Below are 22,929 nucleotides of genomic sequence, written 5' to 3'. Positions count from 1 at the left end.
ACTCCTACTCCTGCCCCAGCAATTTATGGATTTCTTCTTCGGTCATATTGAGAAACTCGTCCGGGCGCACAGACCGATCATCTATATAAAAGCCGCGCTTTTTCGGCCAAGGCTTGCCAAACAGAATTTCGTCGTAAGGAACCTCCCACTTGGCGAGCCACTCGAGAAGAACTGGGGCAGTATGTTTATTGATAAGCGCCAGACTACCCTTATAAGTGTTCATATTACGCGCCGTAAACAGCAAGATCCGATAGCCTTTACCCTGATATTCGCGAAGTTTAGCCAGCATTGCCTGATCGGGAGTCAGATCGGCGTACGACTGATCCGCCGTTTTAATTCCACACAGTGTGCCATCAATATCAACGACCAATACACCGTCAACGCTCTCAAACTCTTGATTCACTTTCAACCTCATTGAGTATATGGTGAGCGTTCAGCAGGAAAGCAATCACCTTGTTTGGATAATCTATATGCAGCGGCAGCATCGACAAAAAAAGTGATGCTTCGCCCAGACGCATGACGCGAACGTCGTGGCCTGCGGCCTTGACTCGCTGAACAAAGACAGATTTCAGCACGGAGTGATTGGTGTGTTTAAAACTCAGCAACAACTGATTACTGTCGGTGAAACCTACGTGGTAGAGACCATTATTAATAAAATCGTAGTCGCCCAATGCGCTGTGCGATACCTTGCACAGATCATACAAAGGGTGCGTCCACAGCCCCTCCTCCGTCAGCGCGCCTTTAGGATCGATCAGCTTTAGCAGATAGCGTTGTTGATCATAAAGTATGTTGGAGAAGCAAGGGTCACCATGCCCAACCACACGGTAATCAAATGCAAAACCTTTCTCGAAGCGTTTGTAGAGCTTCACGAAACGCTCTAACTGGCGCGAGATATCCAGTTCAGGACTAGCGCTGGCAGCCAAACGATTGATCCGCTGCCCCTCTTCCATCGCAAGGAACTGCTCAACCCGTTTTTCAAGTTTACTAACGAACAGTTCTCGCGCCGTGGCAGCCGACTGCTCCTTTGTGCAGGCCTCCCTTGAGCGCTCCGAAAGAAAGAACAGCAGTCGGTCAACAAAAGAAGTGAAGGTATCAGGTTCAAAAGCGCCGTGAACCCATTGCAAAGCAGTATCTGCCAGGTAATAACGCAACATTTTGTAAGATGCACGATCACCATCATCCTGAAAACCAAAAGGTTGTATCAGCCAAGGCCGCATGCCTTCGGGAGCGAGACTATAAAAGGAGTACTCCGCGCGCATCTTGGTCTTGTCAGTGGATCGCTTCGTGTAGTAATACGCGTCCATCTGCATTTCGTTGAAATGGCGCGTTGCTGTAGAACCGCTGGTGTAAGAAAGGAAATCGCGGATCTTTCCCAAATCCAAGGGTTCGACGGATTGCAAGCGCTGAGCGCCCTGCCACGCCCTCTCCCACGTATGAAGAGGTGCCGCCAGAAACGCCGACCATTGGTCGACCAACACATGGGCATTACGCAGAAATACCAGCATCGGTTTGTAAAGCGTATCGGTAAAGTCCTCTTCCGCATACGGCAGGCGCTCTACTAACTGGGTAAGGCGTTCAGGTTGTGAAAAACCGGCGCGCCCGGCGATCACGCAGACAGATGTATCCTCACTGCATGCTTCCAGCGTCGAGCGCAGCGCGACAAGATCAGCGTCATTCTGCAAATGAATCACTTGTGAACGACTCCACGCCGGCAGTGCGGCAAGGAAATGTTCAATCAGTGGTCGGCGTTTGAAGACGATATCACCGAATCGACGCGAGCCAACCAAGCTACGCACCTCCCCAAAGGCGAACTCACGATCATCAAGGATCAGCAATAGTTTGGTATAAGCTTCAGACATCTCGGGTCCTTAGAATTTTGGAGCGCGCCGACAGCGAAACGACGAGCAGAAATACCAATGTCAATGCCACCAGCCCCAGCGACTGGTAAAGACCGAAGGCACTCGAGACTCCACCGCCGCCGGGTAAGCTCGCCAGCAAACCGGAGGTGAACAGCGCCGCGAGATCTGGGTCTCCGATCCCAAGTTGATTGATGAATAAAGACAACGCCAGAATCTCGATAGACCAGATAAGTACGGAGAGCAGCAGAAAACCTGAAACCCGCCCCTCGACGGACTTATAGATCGCGACTTCAAGCCTGCGCAATACTTGGCTCGCGCGTAGCAGGATGAGTCCGCGCGGCGTATAACTGGTCAGTACAAGATGACGATTCAAATATACAAAGATCTTAGCGACAGCAAAAAAACCCAATAGACTCAAACCACTGGCCAATACAAACAATACAAAAACCGTGCGCATTGCGGGCACGACTTGAATATTAAAAATGTACAACCCGAGAATAAAGGCGGAGATGACCACTACATCTCCAAAGCGCTCCGCCAGCCAGACAGCCAGTGCTTTTTGCCGTTTTCCGTACACATGAAAAAAAGAAGCGAGGCGTAAAATCTCGCCCAGCTTGAATGGCAGAAAACTACTTGGAAACGCTGTCAGTGTGTGCGCAGCAACCAAAGGAAACGCTTTATCGCGATCATCCAGTGTCAACAACACCAAGCGCAGCATGCGCAATACATGTGAGCAGAGATAAAGAAGCGTAATGCCCACCAGACCAGCCCAGTGTGTCTCACGACCAAAACTGGCGATATCCGGCGCACGTAACCACAACCAACCCATCACCACGATCAGCAGTAGTCCGAAGTAGACCTTCAAGCTTTTACTCATTGGAAGCTGAGCCTTGGCTATAGCGAATTTGTCCCGTGTAAGCATCAAATGCCCGAGAGCGCAACTCTTTAGTGACGAACCTGTCGCGCCGCAGACCAAATCCCGCAAGCAACCTCAAGACTTTAAGTGCTTGACGGAACAATCTGACGTTCGATATCTGATCGTCTTCTCTCCAGCTGATGGGAAAAAAGCGCACCACTTGCTTCCGCTGATAGCTAGCCAGCAGCATCATATAATTGAACGTTAAGTCGTCAGGAAATGTTTTGTAGTAGAAGTCGCGATACGCCGCTACACGATAGAGGTTCAATCCAGATCCCAAATCATAAATCGCACGCATTGTGACCATGGAAAACAATGCATTATAAACCCGATTACCGAATGTACGAAACCAGGAATATCCTTTCAAACGGCTACCACGCATGAAACGTGCACCTAACAAACAATCAACGTCTTTATCCAATCCGGATTGCAATTGTGGCATCAAATCACGAATATCGGCCTGGTCGTCACCGTGCAGCACAATAAGGAAATCAAAGCCGTTCTCTACGGCATAGCGAAAGGCCGCTTTGTGCGATCCTCCCAAGCCATAGTTATCATCGTTACACCAAGCGATGAAATTACAACTCTTCAGGACTAATTTGCCGCGCTCGATGGCAGCCTCAAGGGTACCGTCAGGTGAGCGGTTATCAACAACCATGACGGTATCGATCCTGGCCTGTACGCTCTCATCAAACTGATCGATAACGCGAGTGATCTGCGTTTCACAGCGATAGGTAGGGACGAACACCAGGATTTTCGGATTAGCTTCAGACTTGGCCATCGGAATCAGCACTCATAAATTTCGTAAGAACAGTCATAAACAGAAAATTCGTCAATAAATTAACGGGGGTGACCATAAGCTTCGCCATAACAGCCACTGGCAGTGCAAATGCCTGATCAACCCCGAAATCTACCAGTTTTACAACGACGATGGAAATCAGCAGCGAATACCCTATGATAGACACCGCTTGATAAGCCCAGTAGATCGGTAAAAAAACATACTTGCCGTGCCCACCTCGTTTGAAAACACGATTGAGAGCAATCAACCATACGTACGTAACACCGACCATAGATGATGCGAAATTTGCAAAGGCAGGCGACACATCAAAAGCCTGGGTCAGAGCCGTATAGGAAAACAGATCAAGAATCCACCCAACCCCAGATACCAATAAAAAACCTAAAAACAACTTCATCATTGTTTTTTTCCAGCGGCTTGAAAACCGTCAAATGAATACAAACCTTGTCCTTCGCTGCCATATTCGCCGCCCGAAAGTGGAACAAAAGGAATCTTTTTCGGAGGTTTGAAATAATCATCAAACCCTTCAGGCCTGAACATTTTAACAACCCTACCGTCGTTCTGTAAGCTCATACCGAATACTGGCCACGTCCAGACCCAACGATACTTATAAGCATACTCGCGCTGCTCCGAACTCAGCCTTTCTCTCACAGAGTCAGGTTGTAAAATTGGCCCTGGTGCCTCATTAAGTTCGTGAAGAGCAGCGTTCTTGAATTCGAGCCACTGTAGGGTATTGGAGACCTGCCAGAGAGATGCGGATATCAAGCCAACTGAAAGCGCGATGATCGCAAAATAAGCACCACGCACATCAACATCGATTTTTGCACACACAAATAAAATCGAAGCGAGCATCCATCCAGGGGAGCCGATGGTCATCAGAAACCGATAATTAAACTCCCTGCGCGGGTCAGTCAGATTGAAATCCTGTATTGCTAAAACCCCGGCATGCAGCGCGACACCGGACAATGACAGAAATATTAAAAAGACCAGCACGAAAAGTAGCGCGCCGCCCTTACCTATGCTACGAGCGAACCATCCGTAAAGCACTGCCACAACAAGTAAAACAGTCGCCAAAAGACTTACTCTCGTATTGCCGACCCACATTTCCTGCGGCATTGCAAATTTGACAAGTTCTAGAAAAGCGTTGGTTTCCTGACCAACAGGATGAGTAAACTGCCAATAGAGAACAAACAGTGACTGGGCCACGCCGACAGCACCGATTACATAGAGGTGTGGGCTTTTACGAAAATCACCGCGTGCACCGCTGAACCAAACTGCAGCTAGCGCGCCAACAAAAATAACGCACCCCCAAAGAACCAGATTTTCATGCCCTCTGAACAATATCAAAGAAACAACTGCAATCACTAGCCAGTCAAACCATCGAATATTGATTTTCAACAGCAGGTAATGAATCAGCACCCACGCAAAGGCCAACGAAATAAAAGACTGATTCAGAATGAAAATATCGGACGGAATTGCGCAAGTAATCAGACTGGCTAGAGCAAAGAAAAAAACGCGAGAGTCATTTGCCCGACGACTTAAGAAGAAACAGAAAAAATAAACAAGCGCCGTGCCCAAAAAAGCTCCAGCACCAAACAGAAATCTCAGTCCGCTGACGCTTTCCATCCCTAACTTAATAGCGATAGCAACAGGAAGTTGATTTACTATATTCGCAAACAACCGTATGTGCTTCGGATCATCAGCAATCGGCCACGCCTTATTTTGGCTCAACAACTGCACAAAAAAATTCGAACCATCGGCATACAAGACTCTGTCACTTAGAATCGCGTGTCCCAGGTAAACTGCGTAAAACGCGCATGCCAATATAGCCAGGACCAACGCGAGCCACTTCAATGGCCTCACGCCAAAATCACCGTTATTCAAAACCCTGCCCCTTCAAGCCCTGAGTTTATTGCACCTCGACAATCTGTAACCGGTAAAGAACAGCTCCCTTTAAAATTCTGCAAATCTGCCAATTGAGCCTTCGACACGCCCAATGGACAAAGCCTCATACCCCCACCAATAAAGTCACAATCACTTTCGAAAACCAACTTTCAACACCGACCATTTTTTCGTTCCCGTTGATCAAGTAACATTGGACATTATAGAATCAATTTCCTTAACAATGCGAAGAACGACTTATATTCGACGTCACAGGCCGTTCCCCACGAAAACCAATAATTACCTCGACCGTTATATCAGAACCTCGTTGCAAGTGGTGATAAAGCGATCACCGATAACCGACCAGTCATACTCATGAGTAATGCGTCGGCCGTTCTCCGCCAATGTCGAGCACAATGCTGGATTTCCAATCAGTCGAGTGATTGCCTCTTCCAATCCTTCGCGGTCCGTCAATACAGCATTGACACCATCAACCGCCATATCATGAAAAGCTGCACAAGCACTGTTCGCAATTACCGGCTTACCGGCTAACCAAGCTTCCAGCAGCACTATTCCGAAGCTCTCGCTACTACTCATATTGATCAATGAAAAACATGACATGAGCGCTCCACGAACTACATTCCTGGGCTGCTTGCCCAAGTAACTCGCATGGGCGGATAGTACAGGCAGACCGTCATCGTCAGGTCCAATCAGTACTACATGTAAGTTTTTACCTTTGCCATTCAACCTCTCAATGGCTGCAATTGTGTCGTTATAGCCCTTCGCACCTGATTTTCTGCCCAATACTAAAACAAAAGGGCGATCTACCGGAAACACGGCTCGAAAAGCATCTACATCGTCTTGATGGAATATTTCACTGGTATCAATCCCGGCTGGCAGATAACTGACATTGGCGCCTCGGCGACGATAAAACTCACAAGCAGCGAGAGGAGAAGCCAATACCAGATCGGCGTCACGCGCCGCGTCATTAATATCTGGAAAGTGGTAAAAATCATCATCTAAATGCGCGTGAGGTATGATAATTACCGGCACCTTATGCCGTTTGGCACTTTCAACCGCGACAATAGCCGGGCGAAACACGTGATTATGAGTAATCACCAGATCATAATTACTTACTTGAGACTCAACATAATGCTCAAGGGCTTCGGAGAAAGGGCCACGTATATCACTTAGCTTGACACTCAAAGGATCACGAGTCCCCTTGGCAGCTTCCGCCAAAACCTCAAAAGCCGTCTCGGCATCGACAGTAGCCAAATTAACCAGCGACGGGTTGGAGATATCAAGTTGCACGGTATTGAAATACAACGCTGTCATTATAAATGACAGAGGACGAGGATCTTCATGGTGAGAGGATCCAATTGATGTAGTAATTTCCAACGCCCCAGCAGGAGAGGAAAACGCCAACACAAAGTGCCCCTGAACTTCTGAACTCAGGATTATCACTCCTTCAGCGTCCATTACCGTGATATAGGCCTTTTGGTGGACGTAGCCTTCAATGCGAACGTCTGTCTCCTCTGCAACATACAACCCACACGTCGAATACGCCCAGCGAGATGCTTTTAGAGCCTGGCCTTCCGGCAATGCCCAACCCCACGTCAAGCCACTACGGTCATATCCGGCTTTAACAGAGTCTGAGACGATACGCTCAAATGTCGGTTGCAGTTGCCATGCACGCTCCAGAACCTGCGCCGCGGATTGCGACATTGATTGCTCAATAGGAAAGCGGGCAAATCTGACGTTGTGCATATTGATGAACGCACTGTCATTCGCATTGAAATGATAGTGTTCCGCAAATCGAAATTTGCTGTGCATCGAGCTGACTTCAGGAGCGACCACATCAATTTGATAAATATTACTTCTGCCAAGAGCTCTTAATAGTTGCTCAACCATTAACTCAGCGCCGCCCATGGCAGGAGAGGTATAACGATAAGTCACAAAGAGCACACGCTTCTTAGGCGCTGAAAGACCTTTTAACGCGTGAACAAAATCCGCCGCCAGCGCCTGCATGGACAGGCAATGATTAAATATGGACTGACGTAAAAGCCTTACTTCGGGTGTAAGCAGTTCCAAATCGGAAAGCGCTGTCATTATCGCCTTTGGAAAATCCTCCAGCGTCACGACATCTATATGATCTAGAATAACGTCAGGATAACCTCGCTGTCCAAAAATCGTCGTCACCACAAATAATCCGTTGGCGAGATAGTCGGCCAACTTCACATTCGAACCGCTACCGGACATCATGGGGTTGATGGCAATAGAACATGCCTGCATAACTGCGGACTTGTCCGAATCATCCAAAACACCCCATAGATGAACATTTCGAGTCATCTTGACACTAATCGAACTACACACAGAGCCGATCAGATGAAACTCGACGTCCGGGCAGTTTGGAGCAATGTGTTCAACAATATAGTTAGCGGAGTCAACATTGGGCATATGCGCCGAGCCAAGAAAAACTGCGGATCGCGCAGAAATACCAGCCTGAATTTTACTTGCTCTCGTTGCATCTACCAATGCCGCAGGCGCAGACCCATTGCGTACAACTATTGCGGGACCTGCTGTACGTCGTTTTCTCAGAAGACTATCGGCATCGTCGTCAGAAACAGCAATCGTAAGCGCCGAAAGCTCGACAGCTTTGCGCTCAAACTCAGCCACATCACTAATTAAAGAGTCTCTGAGTGGGTGGTGTTCCAACAGACGGGTTTTCAGCGTCAATTCATTATTCTGGGAGGAATAAACAAATCTGTCAGCATATGCGACTGGCAACTCCACCATGAATGGATGTTCAATCACTACACTGTCAGCTTCCCGCCTCAGGGCCTGGTAGATTTTGATCAGAAGAGGATTATGTGCGCAATGTCGGCCGGCGACAATGTCGTCGCACGATATATGCGATTGTGCATTCACGTATCGCTGTTCTTCGAGATGCTGCGCAGTTTTTGGAACAGCAATGACTAATGTATTATCATCGTGACAATCTACCTGCAAGAAACAATCGCTGGAAAAACATAAAAATACAACCGTACTTGTCTCGGAAACTGCTGCGTATAATCCACGCGTCCGAGTGGCACCACCGCCAATTCCTGCAAAAGAATTGTAATCGTTTAATACCGTCACAATCTTCTTCGCGCCACTTTTTTTATTACGATGGTAAGCGTCTACTATTTTTTTACTGGCATTTTCAGCAATAGCATCCCATGTAAAGTTGGCATTAACAAATGACAACCCGGCCTGACCTATACACGAGAGACGCTCTGGAGAATGCGCAGCATCTCTAATGGCCTGATCAAACATCTCCAGTGAGGAGATGATAAAATGCTCATCCTCCTGACCAGAAAGTCCTCTGACACCAAACTCAGTTGAAAGAACCGGCAGCCCCCTAGCCAGATACTCCAACACCTTAATATTGGATCCACTGCCAGTGGACATAGGGTTCAATGCCAAATGGCTAGCCCCCAGCAACTCTTCTTTCAGCACATCGCTCACCCGACCATGGCGGATGACGTTAGCGGGATACTTACCTTCAGGAAGGCATGTACCCAAAATATTGAACTTGACCTCTGGCACCAGAGGCGCAATTTTATTGGCCAGTGTCAGCGCAGCGATCTGGTTAGGTAAATGGCCGCTGCCCATGAAAACAGTAGAGAAAACTGATCTCGAATTGTCTTTCGAAGACGTTGTTCGAACAGGTGTCATACCGTTAGGAACAAAAACACTCTCGAATTTTGCAGTTGGCGCCAGATCATGGAAAGCGACGAGGTCAGCGTCACCGCAGTAAAAAACCAGATCCGAAAGTTCAAGTATCTTCTTTTCCAGACCTTCTACCAAGTTCGGAATTTCGTCCGATCCTGCATCGCTATGCAAGGAACGATAGAGAACACTTTCGCAATTCTGAGAATTATAAATACGAAGTTTACTATCAAAACCGGCGAACACATCGTAGTCAATAGTAAATGGGAAGTCATGGATAACTATATCCGCCGACTCATACTCTTCAAGATAAGCGTCGTGAAAGGCGCCTGGGTACTTGGCACAAACAGCAAGGGCAGGACCTGACAGATCCCCCTTCCCGGAAACTTTGGACAGTGCGGCCCAGACTTCATCAAACGCCATATCCTTGGGAATTCTACGCTCGATGAAGTTGGCGCCATGAAAAACCCGCTCTTCATCGCTGCCTTGGTGAGTTGAGCTCAACAAGGTAACTTGATGCGTGCGACTCAGCGATCTGTAAAAATTAAAAATTCTAGATTCACCACCGTTCGAGACGGGTGTAAATGCAGGAAAAAAGCTAAACGCCAATATTTTTTTCAAAATAAATACTCAGTAGAAAAAAGATTCAAGGGGTGATTTCAAATCTTCACCGTTCCCTTTTTTCTTAAATCTGGAAAGCTGTACATACGATGTTGACGCACCTACCGTGGGGTTCAAAGGACTCACGGCGCCAACATGACTCTGTTGCATTCCCCACGCAATACGCTTAAGTCGGGCCTTCAATACCGGGCGACGCGAAAGAAAACCGACAGCCCAACTCTTAATTCTCGGATTTGCGACTGCCTTTCGCATTAAACGAGAAATGAAAGACTTTAGCTGGTGCTTGATCTTCAATAATGGAGAAGCCTTCAAATTAATACCTGGGTCCTTTATCAGTTTGTTCAAAACGCGCAGCGGTCGGGTCAGCCGCCATGAAGTACTTTTCATTAGTTCTTGAATCTGTCTTTCAAGCTCGGCCGCCAACGCTTTAGATTCCAGCTGCGCACTCTGAAACACAGCCTCCTTGGACGCAAGTTTGTCCTCGACCTCCTGACGGACCATGTTCGCTTCGGATGCTTTAGCGTCAGCCGCGCCCAAGATATCCATGAGTTCCAAACACTTGGCATCAAGCATCTGTACTTGAGCCGTCTCGGCCAACAAACGTGCTTCTATAGAATTATACCTTTCGTGCTCAACAAGTAACTGCCGCTCATGCTCAATGCGCGCAGTCACTACTCTTTTCTCAAAACCGAGAGCCAATTCGCGAGCTCTTTCAGCATCCCTAACCAGATTAGCGCTTGCCTCGGCGCTATAATCTCGATGCCAAACAAGCGGCTCGCTTACTTTACGAAGTGCTACAACCTCATCAATCAGTGTCTGTGATGTCCCGGAAAGTAGTAAAAGACCATGGGCACGCTGTTCAATGCCTTGAAAGAAAGCTCTGTCTTTCGCACCGTATGCGGCTTGAGGTACTGAGCATTCAGAAAAATCGAGTCCGTCGACGCCCATTTCCCTTAGAGCATGGGTAATGTCATTTCGGTACTCTAGACTGTCGCTGAGTCGATCAATATTGATCTGCAAATCAGAGTGCTCCAAGCCTTCTTTCAAACCCAAAAACCACAGTACATAAAAAACAAGGTAGCTGTTTTCCGGAGACAAGCGGTGCTCGTAGAACCAGGAAAACTTCTGAAAAATATTCCCCTCTTTCAAACCGTTGAAGCCGACTTCGTCGATCAAGCGACTGATGACGTTTGGATGATCGGCGCCATTGATGCAAATCTGATTTGCATCATCAAAGTAGTGATCCACTTTATAAGACCACCATTGGTCCCAGGGATTGCGCCATAGATAGATGTGAGCCCCGCCCAACTCACTCTTTATCACACCGATACGAGAGCTAGTACGACACTCTTGAATCAGTGGCCTGCCCTTGGCCGAAGATATCAGACCCGACAAATATGACACGCCCGCCTGCTCTGGAGTCGTGGCAAAATAACCATCATAGATACAGGATTCATCCAGCAGAGTTATACACTCGTCGGACACGCTATATAGCTCGGAATAATACGCCCCCTTCATATCCGGATGACGCAGCACCTTTGCCATATTGTCGTCTGCAGCAAGCATGCTTTCACGCTCGTTCCGCGCAGATAACACAAACTCGCTCATGGGTTCCTGATAACACCAGTAGCCTGCGCTGGAGCTTCTAAAAACACTGAATATGTAGGTACTTCCCGCCCGAAACAAAGAGTGAACGAATACAGGACAGGCTTTAGAATCCTTTAGAATGCTCACCCTCTTACTCCGCTGCAAGTTCGAATTTTGCTGGGACATTTATAAAGCCAGTTTTCGCAAACGTACCCTCATCTGCTCGGACGCGAAAAAGGACAACATCAATACGGCGATGTAAGAACAAAGCAACATCACCGGTATCGTCCCGTACACCGCAGTTCACGTAATAGGTTCCGGGGGCGAATGAATTACCAAATTCAAATTTTAACAGGAGCGTTTCGCCGGCACTGAAGGTTCTGCCTTTCACTTCAGGCATATCCGCAGTGTCCATTCCAAACAGTGCAATGCCATCACGCGTCTTGACCATGAAGGCAAATGCGATCTGTGTCACCTCTTCGGTAAAACGAACGCGATACTTCAGTATCAAGCTATCGTTGCTGCCGAAAACGTTGGCTGGATGCCCCTCCGAGCTTTCCATCCATATCGACTCAACAACCGCGCGACCATCGCCGTAAGAAAGCTCACAACTGCTCAGCAAGCTGGGGTCAACCACTGCCTCGACACTCTTTAGTACTGGCAAAGCCGGTTTCTTCCCACCGCCGAACAAAACTTGTTCGTAGGTATCGCATACTTCTTTCGCAGTACCAAAGGCGGCGACACTTCCATTCTGAAGGAAGAGCGCTTTATCGCAAATTTTTTTTACTGTTTCAGTATCATGAGTTACAAAAAGCAGAGTTGTGCCCTTTTCACGAAACTGTTCAATGCGTCGATAGCACTTTCGCTGAAAAGCAACATCACCAACCGACAGGGCTTCATCGACGATGAGAATCTCTGGACGCACCGCAGTTGCCACTGCAAATGCCAGCCTCACCTGCATACCGCTGGAGTACACACGCACCGGTTGATCAATGTAATCACCTATGTCGGCGAACGCCTCGATTTCCGACATATGCAGAGAGACCTCCTCCAGAGAAAGCCCAAGCAACTGACCGGCCATGTAGGCATTCTGTCTGCCCGTAAAATCAGGGTGAAACCCCATACCCAACTCGAGCAGAGCGGCGACTCGCCCATTGATGCCCACACTCCCGGTCGTAGGTTGGGTAGTGCCCGTAATCATTTTCAGCAACGTGCTTTTGCCTGCACCATTGACCCCGATTATCCCTACGGCCTCACCGGCATTCACCCTAAAGCTGATGTCTTGTAATACCCACTTGAGGGTATGTTGGGGCTTGAGTTTGGGAATGAGCCACTCAGCCAATCGCCCCCAACGCGTGCGATATTGTTTGTATGCTTTGCCCAGTCCAACAACCGAAATACTACCCATCAAAGTTCGTCCACTATTTCGCCTGCATGCTTGCGGAAAAAACGCATACCCACAAAACACAAAAACACCGCCAAGGTGGTGATCTGCCACAAAGTTCCCCATTGCGGCCATTGACCGGTAACAAGAACCCCTTGAAAGGCGGCCATGAGGCTGGTCATCGGGTTAAGGTCAATAAACACTCGCAACTCTTTGGAGAGCGCGGTAATCGGATAGATGATGGGAGTCAGCCAAAACCAAAATGTAATGAAGATCCCAAAGAACTGTCCGACATCGCGGAAAAATACATTGAGCACCCCCAATGTAATGCCGAGTCCTATTGAAAATAGGACCAAAATCAACAGCAACGGAACCAAGGCAAGAAATGCCAAACCAGGAAAATTACCGCTAATGATCAGAAAAGCAGTAAAAAGACCAAATGTGATGATGAAATTTATGCCGGCATTCGCAACAACCACGACTGGAAGACACAACCGCGGAAAACTGATTTTCTTCAACAAATTGGCGTTATCGAGAAAAACAGTCTGACTTCTCCCGACCAGTTCGGCGAATAGCCCCCAAGTAAGTATCCCAGCGCACAGGTAGATACTGTAACCAAAAGTGCCTTCGACACCCGGCAACTTAGCTCTCATCACCTCAGCGAAAATGACGGTATATACGATAATCATCGCCAGCGGATTGAGTATCGTCCACAACGCACCCAGCAAAGAATTTCTGTATTTGGACTGAAACTCTCGTTTGACACTTCCTGAGATAAACCCGCGATAGCTCCAGAGCGCTTTAAGCATAGAGCTCATTGGTTCTCTCCTAAAATCAACCCCTCAAGCAGTGCAAGCTGCGATGAAAGCGTGGTTTCACTGGCGCGCGATTCGACGTTCAGTCGCAACAGAGATTCCGTATTGGACTCTCTAAGATTGAAACGCCAAGCGCCAAAGTCCATGCTCAAACCATCAGTCATATCGATCGCTGGTTCCAGAGGAAGATAGGCTTTGCGTATTTTTTCAATAATTGTCGGCACATCATCAACGCGATAGTTGATTTCACCGCTGCATGGAAAATCGGAAATTCGTTCGTCAACTAACTGAGACAGGCTCTTTTCATTAGCCGACATCAAAGCGGCTACCAGCAACCACGGAATCATGCCACTGTCGCAGTACGCAAAATCACGGAAGTAGTGGTGAGCGCTCATTTCGCCGCCATACACTGCATCCTCTTCGCGCATACGCTCCTTGATAAATGCGTGGCCGGTTTTACTCTGCACGGCGATACCACCCGCCTGCTCAACTCGCTCGATGGTGTTCCAGGTCAGTCGCGGATCGTGGATGATCTTGCTGCCAGGGTGCTTAATGAGCAGCATCTCGGCCAGAAGGCCAACCAAGTAATAGCCCTCGATGAAACGCCCATTCGCATCGAAGAAAAAGCAGCGGTCGAAGTCACCATCCCAGGCCAGTCCGATATCGCACTGGTTTGCTAACAGTGCATCACGCGTCAGTTCGCGATTCTCCGGTAATAATGGATTAGGGACGCCGTTCGGGAAGGTGCCATCAGGCTCTTCATTGATAAACAGCAACTTCAAAGGTAGTCGCGCGGCCAGCGCCCGCAATACAGGGCCGGCGGCGCCATTACCTGGGTCTGCGAGGATTTTCAAAGGTTTCAGTGCGCTGATGTCGACATAAGTAAGCAAATGGTCGATGTAAGCACTTTTATCGAACGCCTGACGGACTGTCCCCTTTTCCGCCGCCATGTCACCCAGGTCACCCTGTTCGACGCGTTGCCGGATGGCATCAAGACCGGTGTCACCACTGATAGGACGAGACTCGGCCTTGACAAGCTTCATCCCGTTGTAGCCTTTGGGGTTATGACTGGCGGTAATCATCACTCCGCCATCGACTTTATAGTGACTAGTAGCGAAATAGACTTCCTCGGTTCCGCATAGCCCGATGTCGATTACGTCGGCACCCGCCTCAGTAATGCCACGCTTCAGCGCTGCCGCCAAAGGAGGACTTTCGAGCCTCATGTCCTGGCCGACTACAAAAGCTTTTCCCTGCAACTCAGTCACGAGTGCTCGACCTATACGGTAAGCGATATCTTCGTTGAGTTGAGCGGGAACCTGACCACGAATGTCATAGGCTTTGAAACACTGCGTCACGATAGGAGGATACATTCTACTCACATAGCTGAAATGTCCGATGCCGCCCTGAGGCGGCAACGGCAAGAATGGACCGCCAGGCTTTATGTCACTGGCGCTTGAACCCTGCAAGGCGCAGGGCTCGCATCGGGTTCAGTGTCGTTATTTGTCGACACGACCATAGTTATCTTCAAAACGCACGATGTCGTCTTCACCCAGATAATCACCACTCTGCACTTCGATCAGCACCAGATCGATGACTCCCGGGTTCATCAGGCGATGCTGGTGGCCGGCGCGAATGAACGTGGACTCATTGGTGTTCAGCATCAGCTCCTGCTGATCGTTGACCACGATTGCCATACCGCTCACAACGATCCAGTGCTCGCTTCTGTGGTGATGCATTTGCAGCGACAAAGAAGCTTTAGGCTTCACAACAATGCGCTTGATCTTGAAACGCTCGCCGTTTTCCAGCGTGGTGTAAGTACCCCACGGACGATGCACCGTACGGTGAAGCAAATGCACCGTATGACTGCAGGCCTTTAGCTGATTGACAATATGCTTCACGTCTTGAGCGTGATCCTTGTGAGCAATCATCACCGCGTCGGGAGTATCAATGACCAGCAAGTCCTCAACCCCGACAAGCGCAGTCAACCTGTCTTCACTGTTGACATAGTTATTGCGCGAATCATGGGACAGTACCTCGCCCTCAAAGCGGTTACCGTTCTCGTCGGGCTCGGTCAATTCGCTGACAGCATTCCACGAACCGATATCACTCCAACCGATGTCACAGGGAACAGTCGCAACTTTGGAAGAGCGCTCCATTAACGCGTAATCGATAGAGATGTCCGGCACCGCTGCGAATGCTTCGGCATCAAGGGCCAGGCAACGATATTTGGCGGACGAGGTCAGACGCGAGCTATCGATCGTTTTGCTAACTGCCTCGACTACATCCGGAGCATGCTGACGAAGCTCTTCCAGGACGGAGCCCACACGGAAGCAGAACATCCCGGAATTCCAGTAGTAGTTCCCCGCGCCGATGTAATTTTGAGCGGTTGCAAGGTTAGGCTTTTCGACAAAACGCGCGACTTTCAAGCCACCTTTAAGAGGGGCATCCTTCTGCGCTTCAATGTAACCGAAACCAGTCTCAGGATAGGTTGGCTGAATACCAAACGTTACCAACCAACCGTCGGCAGCCAGCGCCATGGCGCTGGAGACGGCCGCAGCGAAAGCCTTTTCGTCTTTGATCAGGTGGTCAGCAGCCAACACCAGCATCTGGGCATCGGGGCCGTGCGTGGATTCGAGTTGAAGCGCCGCTGCGGCAACGGCCGCCGCTGTATTGCGACCAAAGGGTTCAAGAATGAAAGCCTGAGCATGCTTGGCAGAATTGACTGCGCTGTACTCATCTTCAGTCTTGAACAGGAGTTCGCGGTTGGTCACCGTCAGAACTTCCACCACACCTTCCAGACGCGAAGCACGAAGGAACGTTTTCTGGATTAGATTCTGGCCATCTGGCAGCGCCATGAACGGCTTTGGATGGGTTTCTCGAGAAACAGGCCACAACCGGCTGCCCACTCCGCCAGACATAATTACGGGAATCAGTTCCATGCTCTCAATCCTTAGTCCCCTCTCCAGTGGATACTTCCAGAAACGGGTTCAGTTATATTTTCCGGTCATTTGTGCGTCCTGACTGACGCAAATACTTTGCGCCAAGCCGCCAGAAAAAACAGCCGCTCGGCCTAAATCCAAATCCATACGCAACACCCGGATCCTTGCCGATCAACGATTGGGGTGGAGCTTCTTTTATGAGGCGTACCCAATGAGGCGAAGCCGCCCGCCCACGACCGTGAGTGCAAGAACCGGTATGATTGCTGAACATTCTACAGCTTGTGCCTGGACATTAATAACTTCCTCCCGGCGGAAGGCACAAAAAACGTCCTTAAAATTGAAAGCATCCAAACAAGATCGATATCAAACCAACATCAACCCGGCTCGGCGTAACCACATCACAATCTCTACGAAAAATGACTACTGCGCCAACAATGTCAGCCCTCGCGCACTGCGGAATCCAGAAGCTTCTCCAAGTACTGTCCATAGCCGGTTTTCTTTAGGCGCTCGGCTTGAGCACGCAACTGCGCCATGTCAATCCAGCCATTACTGTAAGCAATTTCCTCAAGGCAGGCGACCTTCAAGCCCTGGCGTTTTTCGATGGTATGCACGAAGTGACTGGCCTCTAGCAGCGAATCATGCGTACCGGTATCAAGCCATGCGAAGCCTCGACCGAGCATTTCAACCTTCAGCGACTTCTGTTGAAGATAAGCGAGATTGACGTCGGTTATTTCCAGCTCGCCGCGCGCGGACGGCTTGATCCTCTTGGCAATATCGACAACCTGATTATCGTAGAAATAGAGGCCTGTCACAGCGTAGCTGGACTTGGGCACTATCGGCTTTTCCTCGATACTCAATGCTGATCCATTAGCGTCAAACTCAACCACACCAAAGCGCTCGGGATCAGAGACGTGATACCCGAAGATAGTGGCACCCTCCTCTCGCAGGCAGGCGGAACGCAAATTGTCCGAGAAGTGCTGACCGTAGAAGATGTTGTCTCCCAAGATCAGACAGCAGGGATCATCACCAATGAACTCCTCACCGATAATGAAAGCCTGAGCCAGCCCGTCCGGGCTTGGCTGTTCGGCGTAACACAGCTTGATGCCATATGGGCTACCGTCGCCCAACAGCTTTTGAAAGCACGGCAAATCTTCAGGCGTGGAAATAATCAGAATTTCGCGCATCCCCGCCAACATCAGCACGGACAAGGGATAGAAGATCATCGGCTTGTCGTAGATCGGCAGCATTTGCTTGGACACGCCAAGGGTCAGTGGGTGCAGACGAGTACCCGAACCGCCAGCGAGAATGATGCCTTTGCGCGTTGTCGTGGTCATTTATCTAGAACTTCCATAAGCATTCGGGTTACACCACTGCGCCAATCGGGCAAGTGCAAAGAAAAACTGTCCCGCAGTTTCCCGGTGTTCAACCGAGAGTTCAGCGGGCGGCGTGCAGGCGTTGGATAGGCGGAAGTCTCGATCGCATTAATGTCCTTCACACGGAGCTCTTCCCCTTGCGCTTTAGCGAAGTCAATCACAAGAGTGGCATACCCATGCCAAGAAACCTCACCAGCGGCCGCCAAGTGATAAAGACCTGACAATTCGGGACGCAGCAAAGCCTGTTGAAGGGTTAAAGCACTGACGTCCGCAATCAGGTCTGCGCCGGTTGGCGCGCCAATCTGATCAGCGATAATGCTCAGACTTTCGCGCTCCTTTGCCAGGCGCAACATCGTTTTGGCGAAATTATTGCCACGAGCGTCATACACCCAACTGGTGCGAAAGATAAGATGCTTGCAGCCGGATTCGATGATCAATCGCTCTCCCGCAAGCTTGCTGGCACCGTAGTGATTTACCGGAACCACGGCATCGCTCTCCCGCCATGGTGCAGATCCATGCCCATCGAAGACATAGTCTGTCGAGTAATGGACCAGCCACCCGCCGAGCGCTTTCACCTCTTGTGCCAATACTCCAACAGCACAGGCGTTCACAAGATCTGCCAACTCAGTCTCGGCTTCAGCCTTGTCAACTGCGGTGTAAGCGGCCGCATTGACAACGACATCTGGCCTGATTGCGCGGAGAGTTGCTCGTAACCCATCAATATTGCTCAGGTCACCGCACAGGCCATCGGCTAATTGACGATCCAGTGCCACCAACTCACCGAGCGGCGCGAGAGAGCGCTGCAACTCCCAACCGACCTGGCCGTTTTTTCCCAGAAGAAGGATTTTCATGCCTTGCCCGCACGATCTGCGTAGTTCTGATCAATCCACTGCTGATAGCTGCCGCTCTTCACATGCGCGACCCATTCAGTGTTGTTCAGGTACCACTCCACAGTCTTGCGGATACCGCTATCAAACGTTTCATCCGGCGACCAACCGAGCTCTTTCTTTATCTTGCTTGCATCAATCGCGTAGCGCTGATCATGACCGGGGCGGTCCTGCACGTAAGTGATCAGCCTCGCATGGGGGCGGTGAGGCGAAGCCGGGCGCAACTCATCAAGCAGCGCGCAGAGAGCATGCACTACTTCGATATTTCGTTTCTCGTTGTGGCCACCAATGTTGTAAGTCTCGCCGATGACGCCATCGGTGACGACTTTGTAGAGTGCACGAGCGTGATCTTCGACATACAGCCAGTCACGTACCTGGTCGCCCTTGCCGTAAACCGGTAGCGCCTTGCCTTCCAGAGCGTTGAGTATGATTAGCGGAATCAGCTTTTCCGGAAAGTGGTACGGACCATAGTTATTCGAACAATTGGTAACCAGGGTCGGCAGACCATAGGTGCGAGACCACGCGCGAACCAAGTGATCGGAGCTGGCCTTGCTGGCAGAGTAAGGCGAACTTGGCTGGTATGGCGTGGTTTCGGTAAACAGATCTTCAGGCCCTTCCAGGTCGCCATACACTTCATCAGTAGAGATATGATGAAAGCGAAAAACGGCTTTACGACCTTGCTCCAGGCCGCTCCAGTAATGACGCGCTGATTCCAGAAGCGTGTAGGTACCAATGATGTTGGTCTGGATGAATTCCGACGGACCCGATATGGAGCGGTCAACGTGCGACTCTGCCGCCAAATGCATGACGGCATCAGGCTGGTGCTCGAGGAAAACTCGATCCATTTGTTCGCGATCACAAATGTCCACGCGCTCAAAGGCATAACGCGAGCTTTGACTGACAGCAGCCAAAGACTCCAGATTGCCGGCGTAGGTCAGCTTATCGACGTTAACGACAGAATCGCCGGTGTTGGCAATGATGTGACGGATAACTGCTGAGCCGATAAACCCGGCGCCGCCGGTTACTAGAATTTTCACGCGGTACCATGCCCTTGAGCTGCTGACAGCGATTCGGAAGCGCTGTCCAATCCATGAATGCAAAAAGCTAGTCGTCGTAGCTTTATCAAATTCAATCTGAATGGGTGTGAGTGCCTCACAACCAAAAGAGGATCGCATTTTACAGCTTCATAGGCGTTTTACTATTAGATATAGCCATGCCCTGGCAGTAAGCACATGAGCCTTTTACTGCATCAAATGCTTGCGCACAGCTCTGTTTCTATCTGCAATTCTTGATGAGCGCCCCAATAACCAGCCTAACACCGGCCCGATCAGCATCCCGACAAGAAAAGCCAAAACCACGATCAACGAAATCGGCAATTGAGGCCCAGACAAACCCAGAAACAATAACGAAACCGACTGCTGATTCTCGAGGACAAACGCCAGAATCACCAAAATCAATAAAAGTATAAAAAAACCGATTAATATTCGCTTAAGGTTACGCATGAGTAACCCCTTGAAAGATAGCGACTGTCAAACCCCCTCCTCCTCTTCCTCGTTCACGCGATCACGCAATTCCTTGCCCGGTTTGAAATGCGGAACGAATTTACCGTCCAGACTTACCGACTGGCCGGTCTTTGGATTGCGGCCGACGCGCGGTGCGCGGTAGTGCAGGGAGAAGCTGCCAAATCCACGGATCTCGATACGATCACCAGTGGCGAGGCACTGAGACATTTGTTCAAGCATGGTCTTGATGGCCAGCTCCACATCCTTGGATGAGAGTAGCCCTTGATGGGTGACAATTCGTTCGATCAACTCCGACTTCGTCATATTTTTCCCTTCTTTTTCAAGCAGCTAGATCAGCGCTTGAAAGGTTTTAGCATGCCCGGAAGATTTTGAACAGCCCAGGGATTGACATATCTTTCCCGGGGTCAAAACGCCCATTTTCAGGGCACTCCAGTGGCGAGTCGGATCGCCGCTGCCCTAACGACACATCACCAGCATGGTCCGGGTCACGAAGCCCGCCGGATTGAAGCCAAACGGGTATTCGTCTTCATCTTTGGCATCGTCAGAGCGGGTGATGACCTTGTAGCCCTTGCCTTTGCATTCCTTGGCCGCACGCTTCTGACACTTCTCCCAACCGGAACCAAGCCCAGAGCAATCGACCTCGATACCACTGACGCCGCGCACCGCATGGGTTTTCGCACTGGTGGTGCACCCTGCCAGCGCCAAGACCACTGCAACAACAAGTAACTTGTTCATCCACTTCCTTATGCCAGGCAAGCCTGACGACTAATGCTCAAGATCAAGCTTAGTCGCGAATAGGCGATTGATCCGATTAAAGAAACAGACCCGCAGCCGAAGCTATTGGTTTCATGCACGGACGTACAAAGACCAAATCGCAGGCACAAAAAAGGGCGACCGAAGTCGCCCTTTTTAATGATCAACCAGAACTCAGTTCTGTTTGGCCATTGCTTGACGCAGCAGTGCCGCCATAGTGGTGTCAGCTGCTTCGCCTTCCGGAGCTGCTTTCAGGCTCTGGATGGCTTCTTTCTCTTCAGCATCGTCTTTCGACTTGATCGAGAGCTGGATTACGCGGCTCTTGCGGTCAACGCTGATGATCTTGGCTTCAACTTCCTGGCCTTCTTTCAGAACGTTGCGCGCGTCTTCAACGCGGTCACGGCTGATTTCGGAGGCTTTCAGGGTAGCTTCGATGTCGTCGGCCAGAACGATGATGGCGCCTTTGGCGTCAACTTCTTTCACGGTACCGGTCACGATAGCGCCCTTGTCGTTAACCGAGACGTACTCGGAGAACGGATCGCTTTCCAGCTGCTTGATGCCCAGGGAGATGCGCTCGCGCTCTGGGTCAACCGACAGGATGACGGTGTCCAGCTCGTCGCCCTTCTTGAAACGACGTACGGCTTCTTCGCCCACTTCGTTCCAGGAGATGTCGGACAGGTGAACCAGACCGTCGATGCCGCCGTCCAGACCGATGAAGATACCGAAATCGGTGATCGACTTGATGGTGCCGGAGATCTTGTCGCCCTTGTTGAACTGGCCAGAGAAGTCTTCCCATGGGTTCGACTTGCACTGCTTGATGCCCAGGGAGATACGACGACGCTCTTCGTCGATGTCCAGAACCATGACTTCCACTTCGTCGCCGACTTGTACGACTTTCGAAGGGTGGATGTTCTTGTTGGTCCAGTCCATTTCCGAAACGTGTACCAGACCTTCAACGCCTTCTTCCAGCTCAGCGAAGCAGCCGTAGTCGGTCAGGTTGGTCACACGAGCGGTAACGCGAGTGCCTTCTGGGTAACGGGCTTTGATAGCAACCCATGGATCTTCGCCCAGTTGCTTCAGGCCCAGGGAAACACGGTTGCGTTCGCGATCGTATTTCAGAACCTTGACGTCGATTTCGTCACCAACGTTGACGATCTCGGAAGGATGCTTGATGCGCTTCCAGGCCATGTCGGTGATGTGCAGCAGGCCATCTACGCCGCCCAGGTCAACGAACGCACCGTAGTCGGTGAGGTTCTTGACGATACCTTTGACTTGCTGGCCTTCCTGCAGGGATTCCAGCAGAGCTTCACGCTCGGCGGAGTTCTCGGCTTCGAGGACGCTGCGACGGGAAACGACAACGTTGTTGCGCTTCTGGTCCAGCTTGATGACCTTGAATTCCAGCTCTTTGCCTTCCAGGTGCGTGGTGTCGCGCACTGGACGGACGTCAACCAGGGAACCTGGCAGGAACGCACGGATGCCGTTAACGTCGACAGTGAAGCCGCCTTTAACCTTACCGTTGATAACGCCCTTGACCACTTCCTCGGCTGCGAAGGCTGCTTCCAGAACGATCCAGCATTCAGCGCGCTTGGCTTTTTCACGGGACAGCTTGGTTTCGCCAAAGCCGTCTTCAACCGAATCCAGAGCAACGTGAACTTCATCACCAACGTTGATGTTCAGTTCGCCAGCATCGTTGTAGAACTGCTCAAGCGGGATGAGTGCTTCAGACTTCAGACCAGCGTGAACGGTTACCCAGCGAGCCTGGTAATCGATATCAACGATAACACCGGTGATGATGGAGCCTGCCTGAAGGTTCAGGGTTTTCAGGCTTTCTTCAAAGAGTTCCGCAAAGCTTTCGCTCATTTTAATTCCTGTAGATGAGGGCGA

The 22,929-nt window shown here is 50.2% G+C and carries 19 protein-coding genes; all 19 read right to left on the bottom strand.

The window, feature by feature from the left end:
• Positions 1–4: 4 nt before the first annotated feature.
• Positions 5–403 (bottom strand): capsular biosynthesis protein, encoded by a 399-nt coding sequence (locus D8U71_RS19880; RefSeq protein ID WP_241664244.1) that lies wholly within the window; start codon positions 401–403, stop codon positions 5–7.
• Positions 387–1,859, bottom strand: a complete 1,473-nt coding sequence (locus D8U71_RS19875) for a hypothetical protein (RefSeq protein ID WP_130888490.1) — start codon at positions 1,857–1,859, stop codon at positions 387–389. The genes D8U71_RS19880 and D8U71_RS19875 overlap by 17 nt, the downstream gene beginning before the upstream one ends.
• Positions 1,852–2,724 carry a lysylphosphatidylglycerol synthase domain-containing protein gene (locus tag D8U71_RS19870; RefSeq protein WP_130888489.1) on the bottom strand — a complete coding sequence of 291 codons (873 nt, stop codon included), beginning with the start codon at positions 2,722–2,724 and terminating at the stop codon, positions 1,852–1,854. Before D8U71_RS19870 ends, D8U71_RS19875 begins: the two co-directional genes overlap by 8 nt.
• A 4-nt stretch (positions 2,725–2,728) precedes the next feature.
• The gene (locus D8U71_RS19865) at positions 2,729–3,556 is read right to left on the bottom strand and encodes a glycosyltransferase family 2 protein (RefSeq protein ID WP_177434928.1); all 828 of its coding nucleotides are present in this window, start codon (positions 3,554–3,556) and stop codon (positions 2,729–2,731) included.
• Positions 3,543–3,971: a GtrA family protein gene (locus D8U71_RS19860; RefSeq protein ID WP_130888488.1), complete on the bottom strand. Its 429-nt coding sequence runs from the start codon at positions 3,969–3,971 to the stop codon at positions 3,543–3,545. The genes D8U71_RS19865 and D8U71_RS19860 overlap by 14 nt, the downstream gene beginning before the upstream one ends.
• Positions 3,968–5,455, bottom strand: coding sequence for a hypothetical protein (locus tag D8U71_RS19855; RefSeq protein WP_130888487.1), 1,488 nt, complete (start codon positions 5,453–5,455; stop codon positions 3,968–3,970). The genes D8U71_RS19860 and D8U71_RS19855 overlap by 4 nt, the downstream gene beginning before the upstream one ends.
• A gap of 309 nt (positions 5,456–5,764) precedes the next feature.
• Entirely contained in the window at positions 5,765–9,784 is a 4,020-nt protein-coding gene (locus D8U71_RS19850; protein ID WP_130888486.1) for a glycosyltransferase, read from the bottom strand.
• Positions 9,785–9,793: 9 nt separating this feature from the next.
• Positions 9,794–11,392, bottom strand: coding sequence for a hypothetical protein (locus tag D8U71_RS19845; protein WP_130888485.1), 1,599 nt, complete (start codon positions 11,390–11,392; stop codon positions 9,794–9,796).
• Positions 11,393–11,522: 130 nt separating this feature from the next.
• The gene (locus tag D8U71_RS28770) at positions 11,523–12,779 is read right to left on the bottom strand and encodes an ABC transporter ATP-binding protein (RefSeq protein WP_130888484.1); all 1,257 of its coding nucleotides are present in this window, start codon (positions 12,777–12,779) and stop codon (positions 11,523–11,525) included.
• Positions 12,779–13,573 carry an ABC transporter permease gene (locus D8U71_RS19835; RefSeq protein ID WP_177434927.1) on the bottom strand — a complete coding sequence of 265 codons (795 nt, stop codon included), beginning with the start codon at positions 13,571–13,573 and terminating at the stop codon, positions 12,779–12,781. The genes D8U71_RS28770 and D8U71_RS19835 overlap by 1 nt, the downstream gene beginning before the upstream one ends.
• The gene (locus tag D8U71_RS19830; RefSeq protein WP_130888512.1) at positions 13,570–14,940 is read right to left on the bottom strand and encodes a phosphomannomutase; all 1,371 of its coding nucleotides are present in this window, start codon (positions 14,938–14,940) and stop codon (positions 13,570–13,572) included. Before D8U71_RS19830 ends, D8U71_RS19835 begins: the two co-directional genes overlap by 4 nt.
• 126 nt (positions 14,941–15,066) lie before the next feature.
• Positions 15,067–16,509 (bottom strand): mannose-1-phosphate guanylyltransferase/mannose-6-phosphate isomerase, encoded by a 1,443-nt coding sequence (locus D8U71_RS19825; protein ID WP_130888483.1) that lies wholly within the window; start codon positions 16,507–16,509, stop codon positions 15,067–15,069.
• Positions 16,510–16,946: 437 nt separating this feature from the next.
• Positions 16,947–17,843 (bottom strand): glucose-1-phosphate thymidylyltransferase RfbA, encoded by an 897-nt coding sequence (gene rfbA / locus D8U71_RS19820; protein WP_130888482.1) that lies wholly within the window; start codon positions 17,841–17,843, stop codon positions 16,947–16,949.
• A complete protein-coding gene (gene rfbD / locus D8U71_RS19815) occupies positions 17,840–18,733 on the bottom strand; it encodes a dTDP-4-dehydrorhamnose reductase (RefSeq protein WP_130888481.1) in 894 nt (297 codons plus the stop codon). Before rfbD ends, rfbA begins: the two co-directional genes overlap by 4 nt.
• A complete protein-coding gene (gene rfbB, locus D8U71_RS19810; protein WP_130888480.1) occupies positions 18,730–19,806 on the bottom strand; it encodes a dTDP-glucose 4,6-dehydratase in 1,077 nt (358 codons plus the stop codon). The genes rfbD and rfbB overlap by 4 nt, the downstream gene beginning before the upstream one ends.
• Positions 19,807–20,010: 204 nt before the next feature.
• Positions 20,011–20,271 carry a lipopolysaccharide assembly protein LapA domain-containing protein gene (locus tag D8U71_RS19805; RefSeq protein WP_122707344.1) on the bottom strand — a complete coding sequence of 87 codons (261 nt, stop codon included), beginning with the start codon at positions 20,269–20,271 and terminating at the stop codon, positions 20,011–20,013.
• Positions 20,272–20,298: 27 nt separating this feature from the next.
• Positions 20,299–20,595 carry an integration host factor subunit beta gene (ihfB, locus tag D8U71_RS19800; RefSeq protein ID WP_003189779.1) on the bottom strand — a complete coding sequence of 99 codons (297 nt, stop codon included), beginning with the start codon at positions 20,593–20,595 and terminating at the stop codon, positions 20,299–20,301.
• A gap of 153 nt (positions 20,596–20,748) precedes the next feature.
• A complete protein-coding gene (locus tag D8U71_RS19795; RefSeq protein WP_110646032.1) occupies positions 20,749–21,027 on the bottom strand; it encodes a hypothetical protein in 279 nt (92 codons plus the stop codon).
• A 192-nt stretch (positions 21,028–21,219) separates the two neighbouring features.
• The gene (gene rpsA, locus D8U71_RS19790; protein WP_016770920.1) at positions 21,220–22,905 is read right to left on the bottom strand and encodes a 30S ribosomal protein S1; all 1,686 of its coding nucleotides are present in this window, start codon (positions 22,903–22,905) and stop codon (positions 21,220–21,222) included.
• Between the last annotated feature and the right edge of the window lie 24 nt (positions 22,906–22,929).

This window comes from Pseudomonas sp. Sample_21 (assembly GCF_004307525.1).
Classification (GTDB): Bacteria; Pseudomonadota; Gammaproteobacteria; order Pseudomonadales; family Pseudomonadaceae; genus Aquipseudomonas; species Aquipseudomonas atacamensis.
This window is presented reverse-complemented; position numbering and strand designations above follow the sequence as displayed.

Excerpts from the sequence above, each read along its gene's own strand:
- D8U71_RS19825 (WP_130888483.1), bottom strand. The coding sequence starts at position 16,509 with ATGGAACTGATTCCCGTAATTATGTCTGGCGGAGTGGGCAGCCGGTTG.
- D8U71_RS19875 (WP_130888490.1), bottom strand. The coding sequence starts at position 1,859 with ATGTCTGAAGCTTATACCAAACTATTGCTGATCCTTGATGATCGTGAG.
- D8U71_RS19835 (WP_177434927.1), bottom strand. The coding sequence starts at position 13,573 with ATGAGCTCTATGCTTAAAGCGCTCTGGAGCTATCGCGGGTTTATCTCA.
- D8U71_RS19865 (WP_177434928.1), bottom strand. The coding sequence starts at position 3,556 with ATGGCCAAGTCTGAAGCTAATCCGAAAATCCTGGTGTTCGTCCCTACC.
- D8U71_RS19845 (WP_130888485.1), bottom strand. The coding sequence starts at position 11,392 with ATGAGCGAGTTTGTGTTATCTGCGCGGAACGAGCGTGAAAGCATGCTT.
- rfbA (WP_130888482.1), bottom strand. The coding sequence starts at position 17,843 with ATGACCACGACAACGCGCAAAGGCATCATTCTCGCTGGCGGTTCGGGT.
- D8U71_RS19830 (WP_130888512.1), bottom strand. The coding sequence starts at position 14,940 with ATGTATCCTCCTATCGTGACGCAGTGTTTCAAAGCCTATGACATTCGT.
- rpsA (WP_016770920.1), bottom strand. The coding sequence starts at position 22,905 with ATGAGCGAAAGCTTTGCGGAACTCTTTGAAGAAAGCCTGAAAACCCTG.
- D8U71_RS28770 (WP_130888484.1), bottom strand. The coding sequence starts at position 12,779 with ATGGGTAGTATTTCGGTTGTTGGACTGGGCAAAGCATACAAACAATAT.
- D8U71_RS19795 (WP_110646032.1), bottom strand. The coding sequence starts at position 21,027 with ATGAACAAGTTACTTGTTGTTGCAGTGGTCTTGGCGCTGGCAGGGTGC.
- rfbD (WP_130888481.1), bottom strand. The coding sequence starts at position 18,733 with ATGAAAATCCTTCTTCTGGGAAAAAACGGCCAGGTCGGTTGGGAGTTG.
- ihfB (WP_003189779.1), bottom strand. The coding sequence starts at position 20,595 with ATGACGAAGTCGGAGTTGATCGAACGAATTGTCACCCATCAAGGGCTA.
- D8U71_RS19860 (WP_130888488.1), bottom strand. The coding sequence starts at position 3,971 with ATGATGAAGTTGTTTTTAGGTTTTTTATTGGTATCTGGGGTTGGGTGG.
- D8U71_RS19805 (WP_122707344.1), bottom strand. The coding sequence starts at position 20,271 with ATGCGTAACCTTAAGCGAATATTAATCGGTTTTTTTATACTTTTATTG.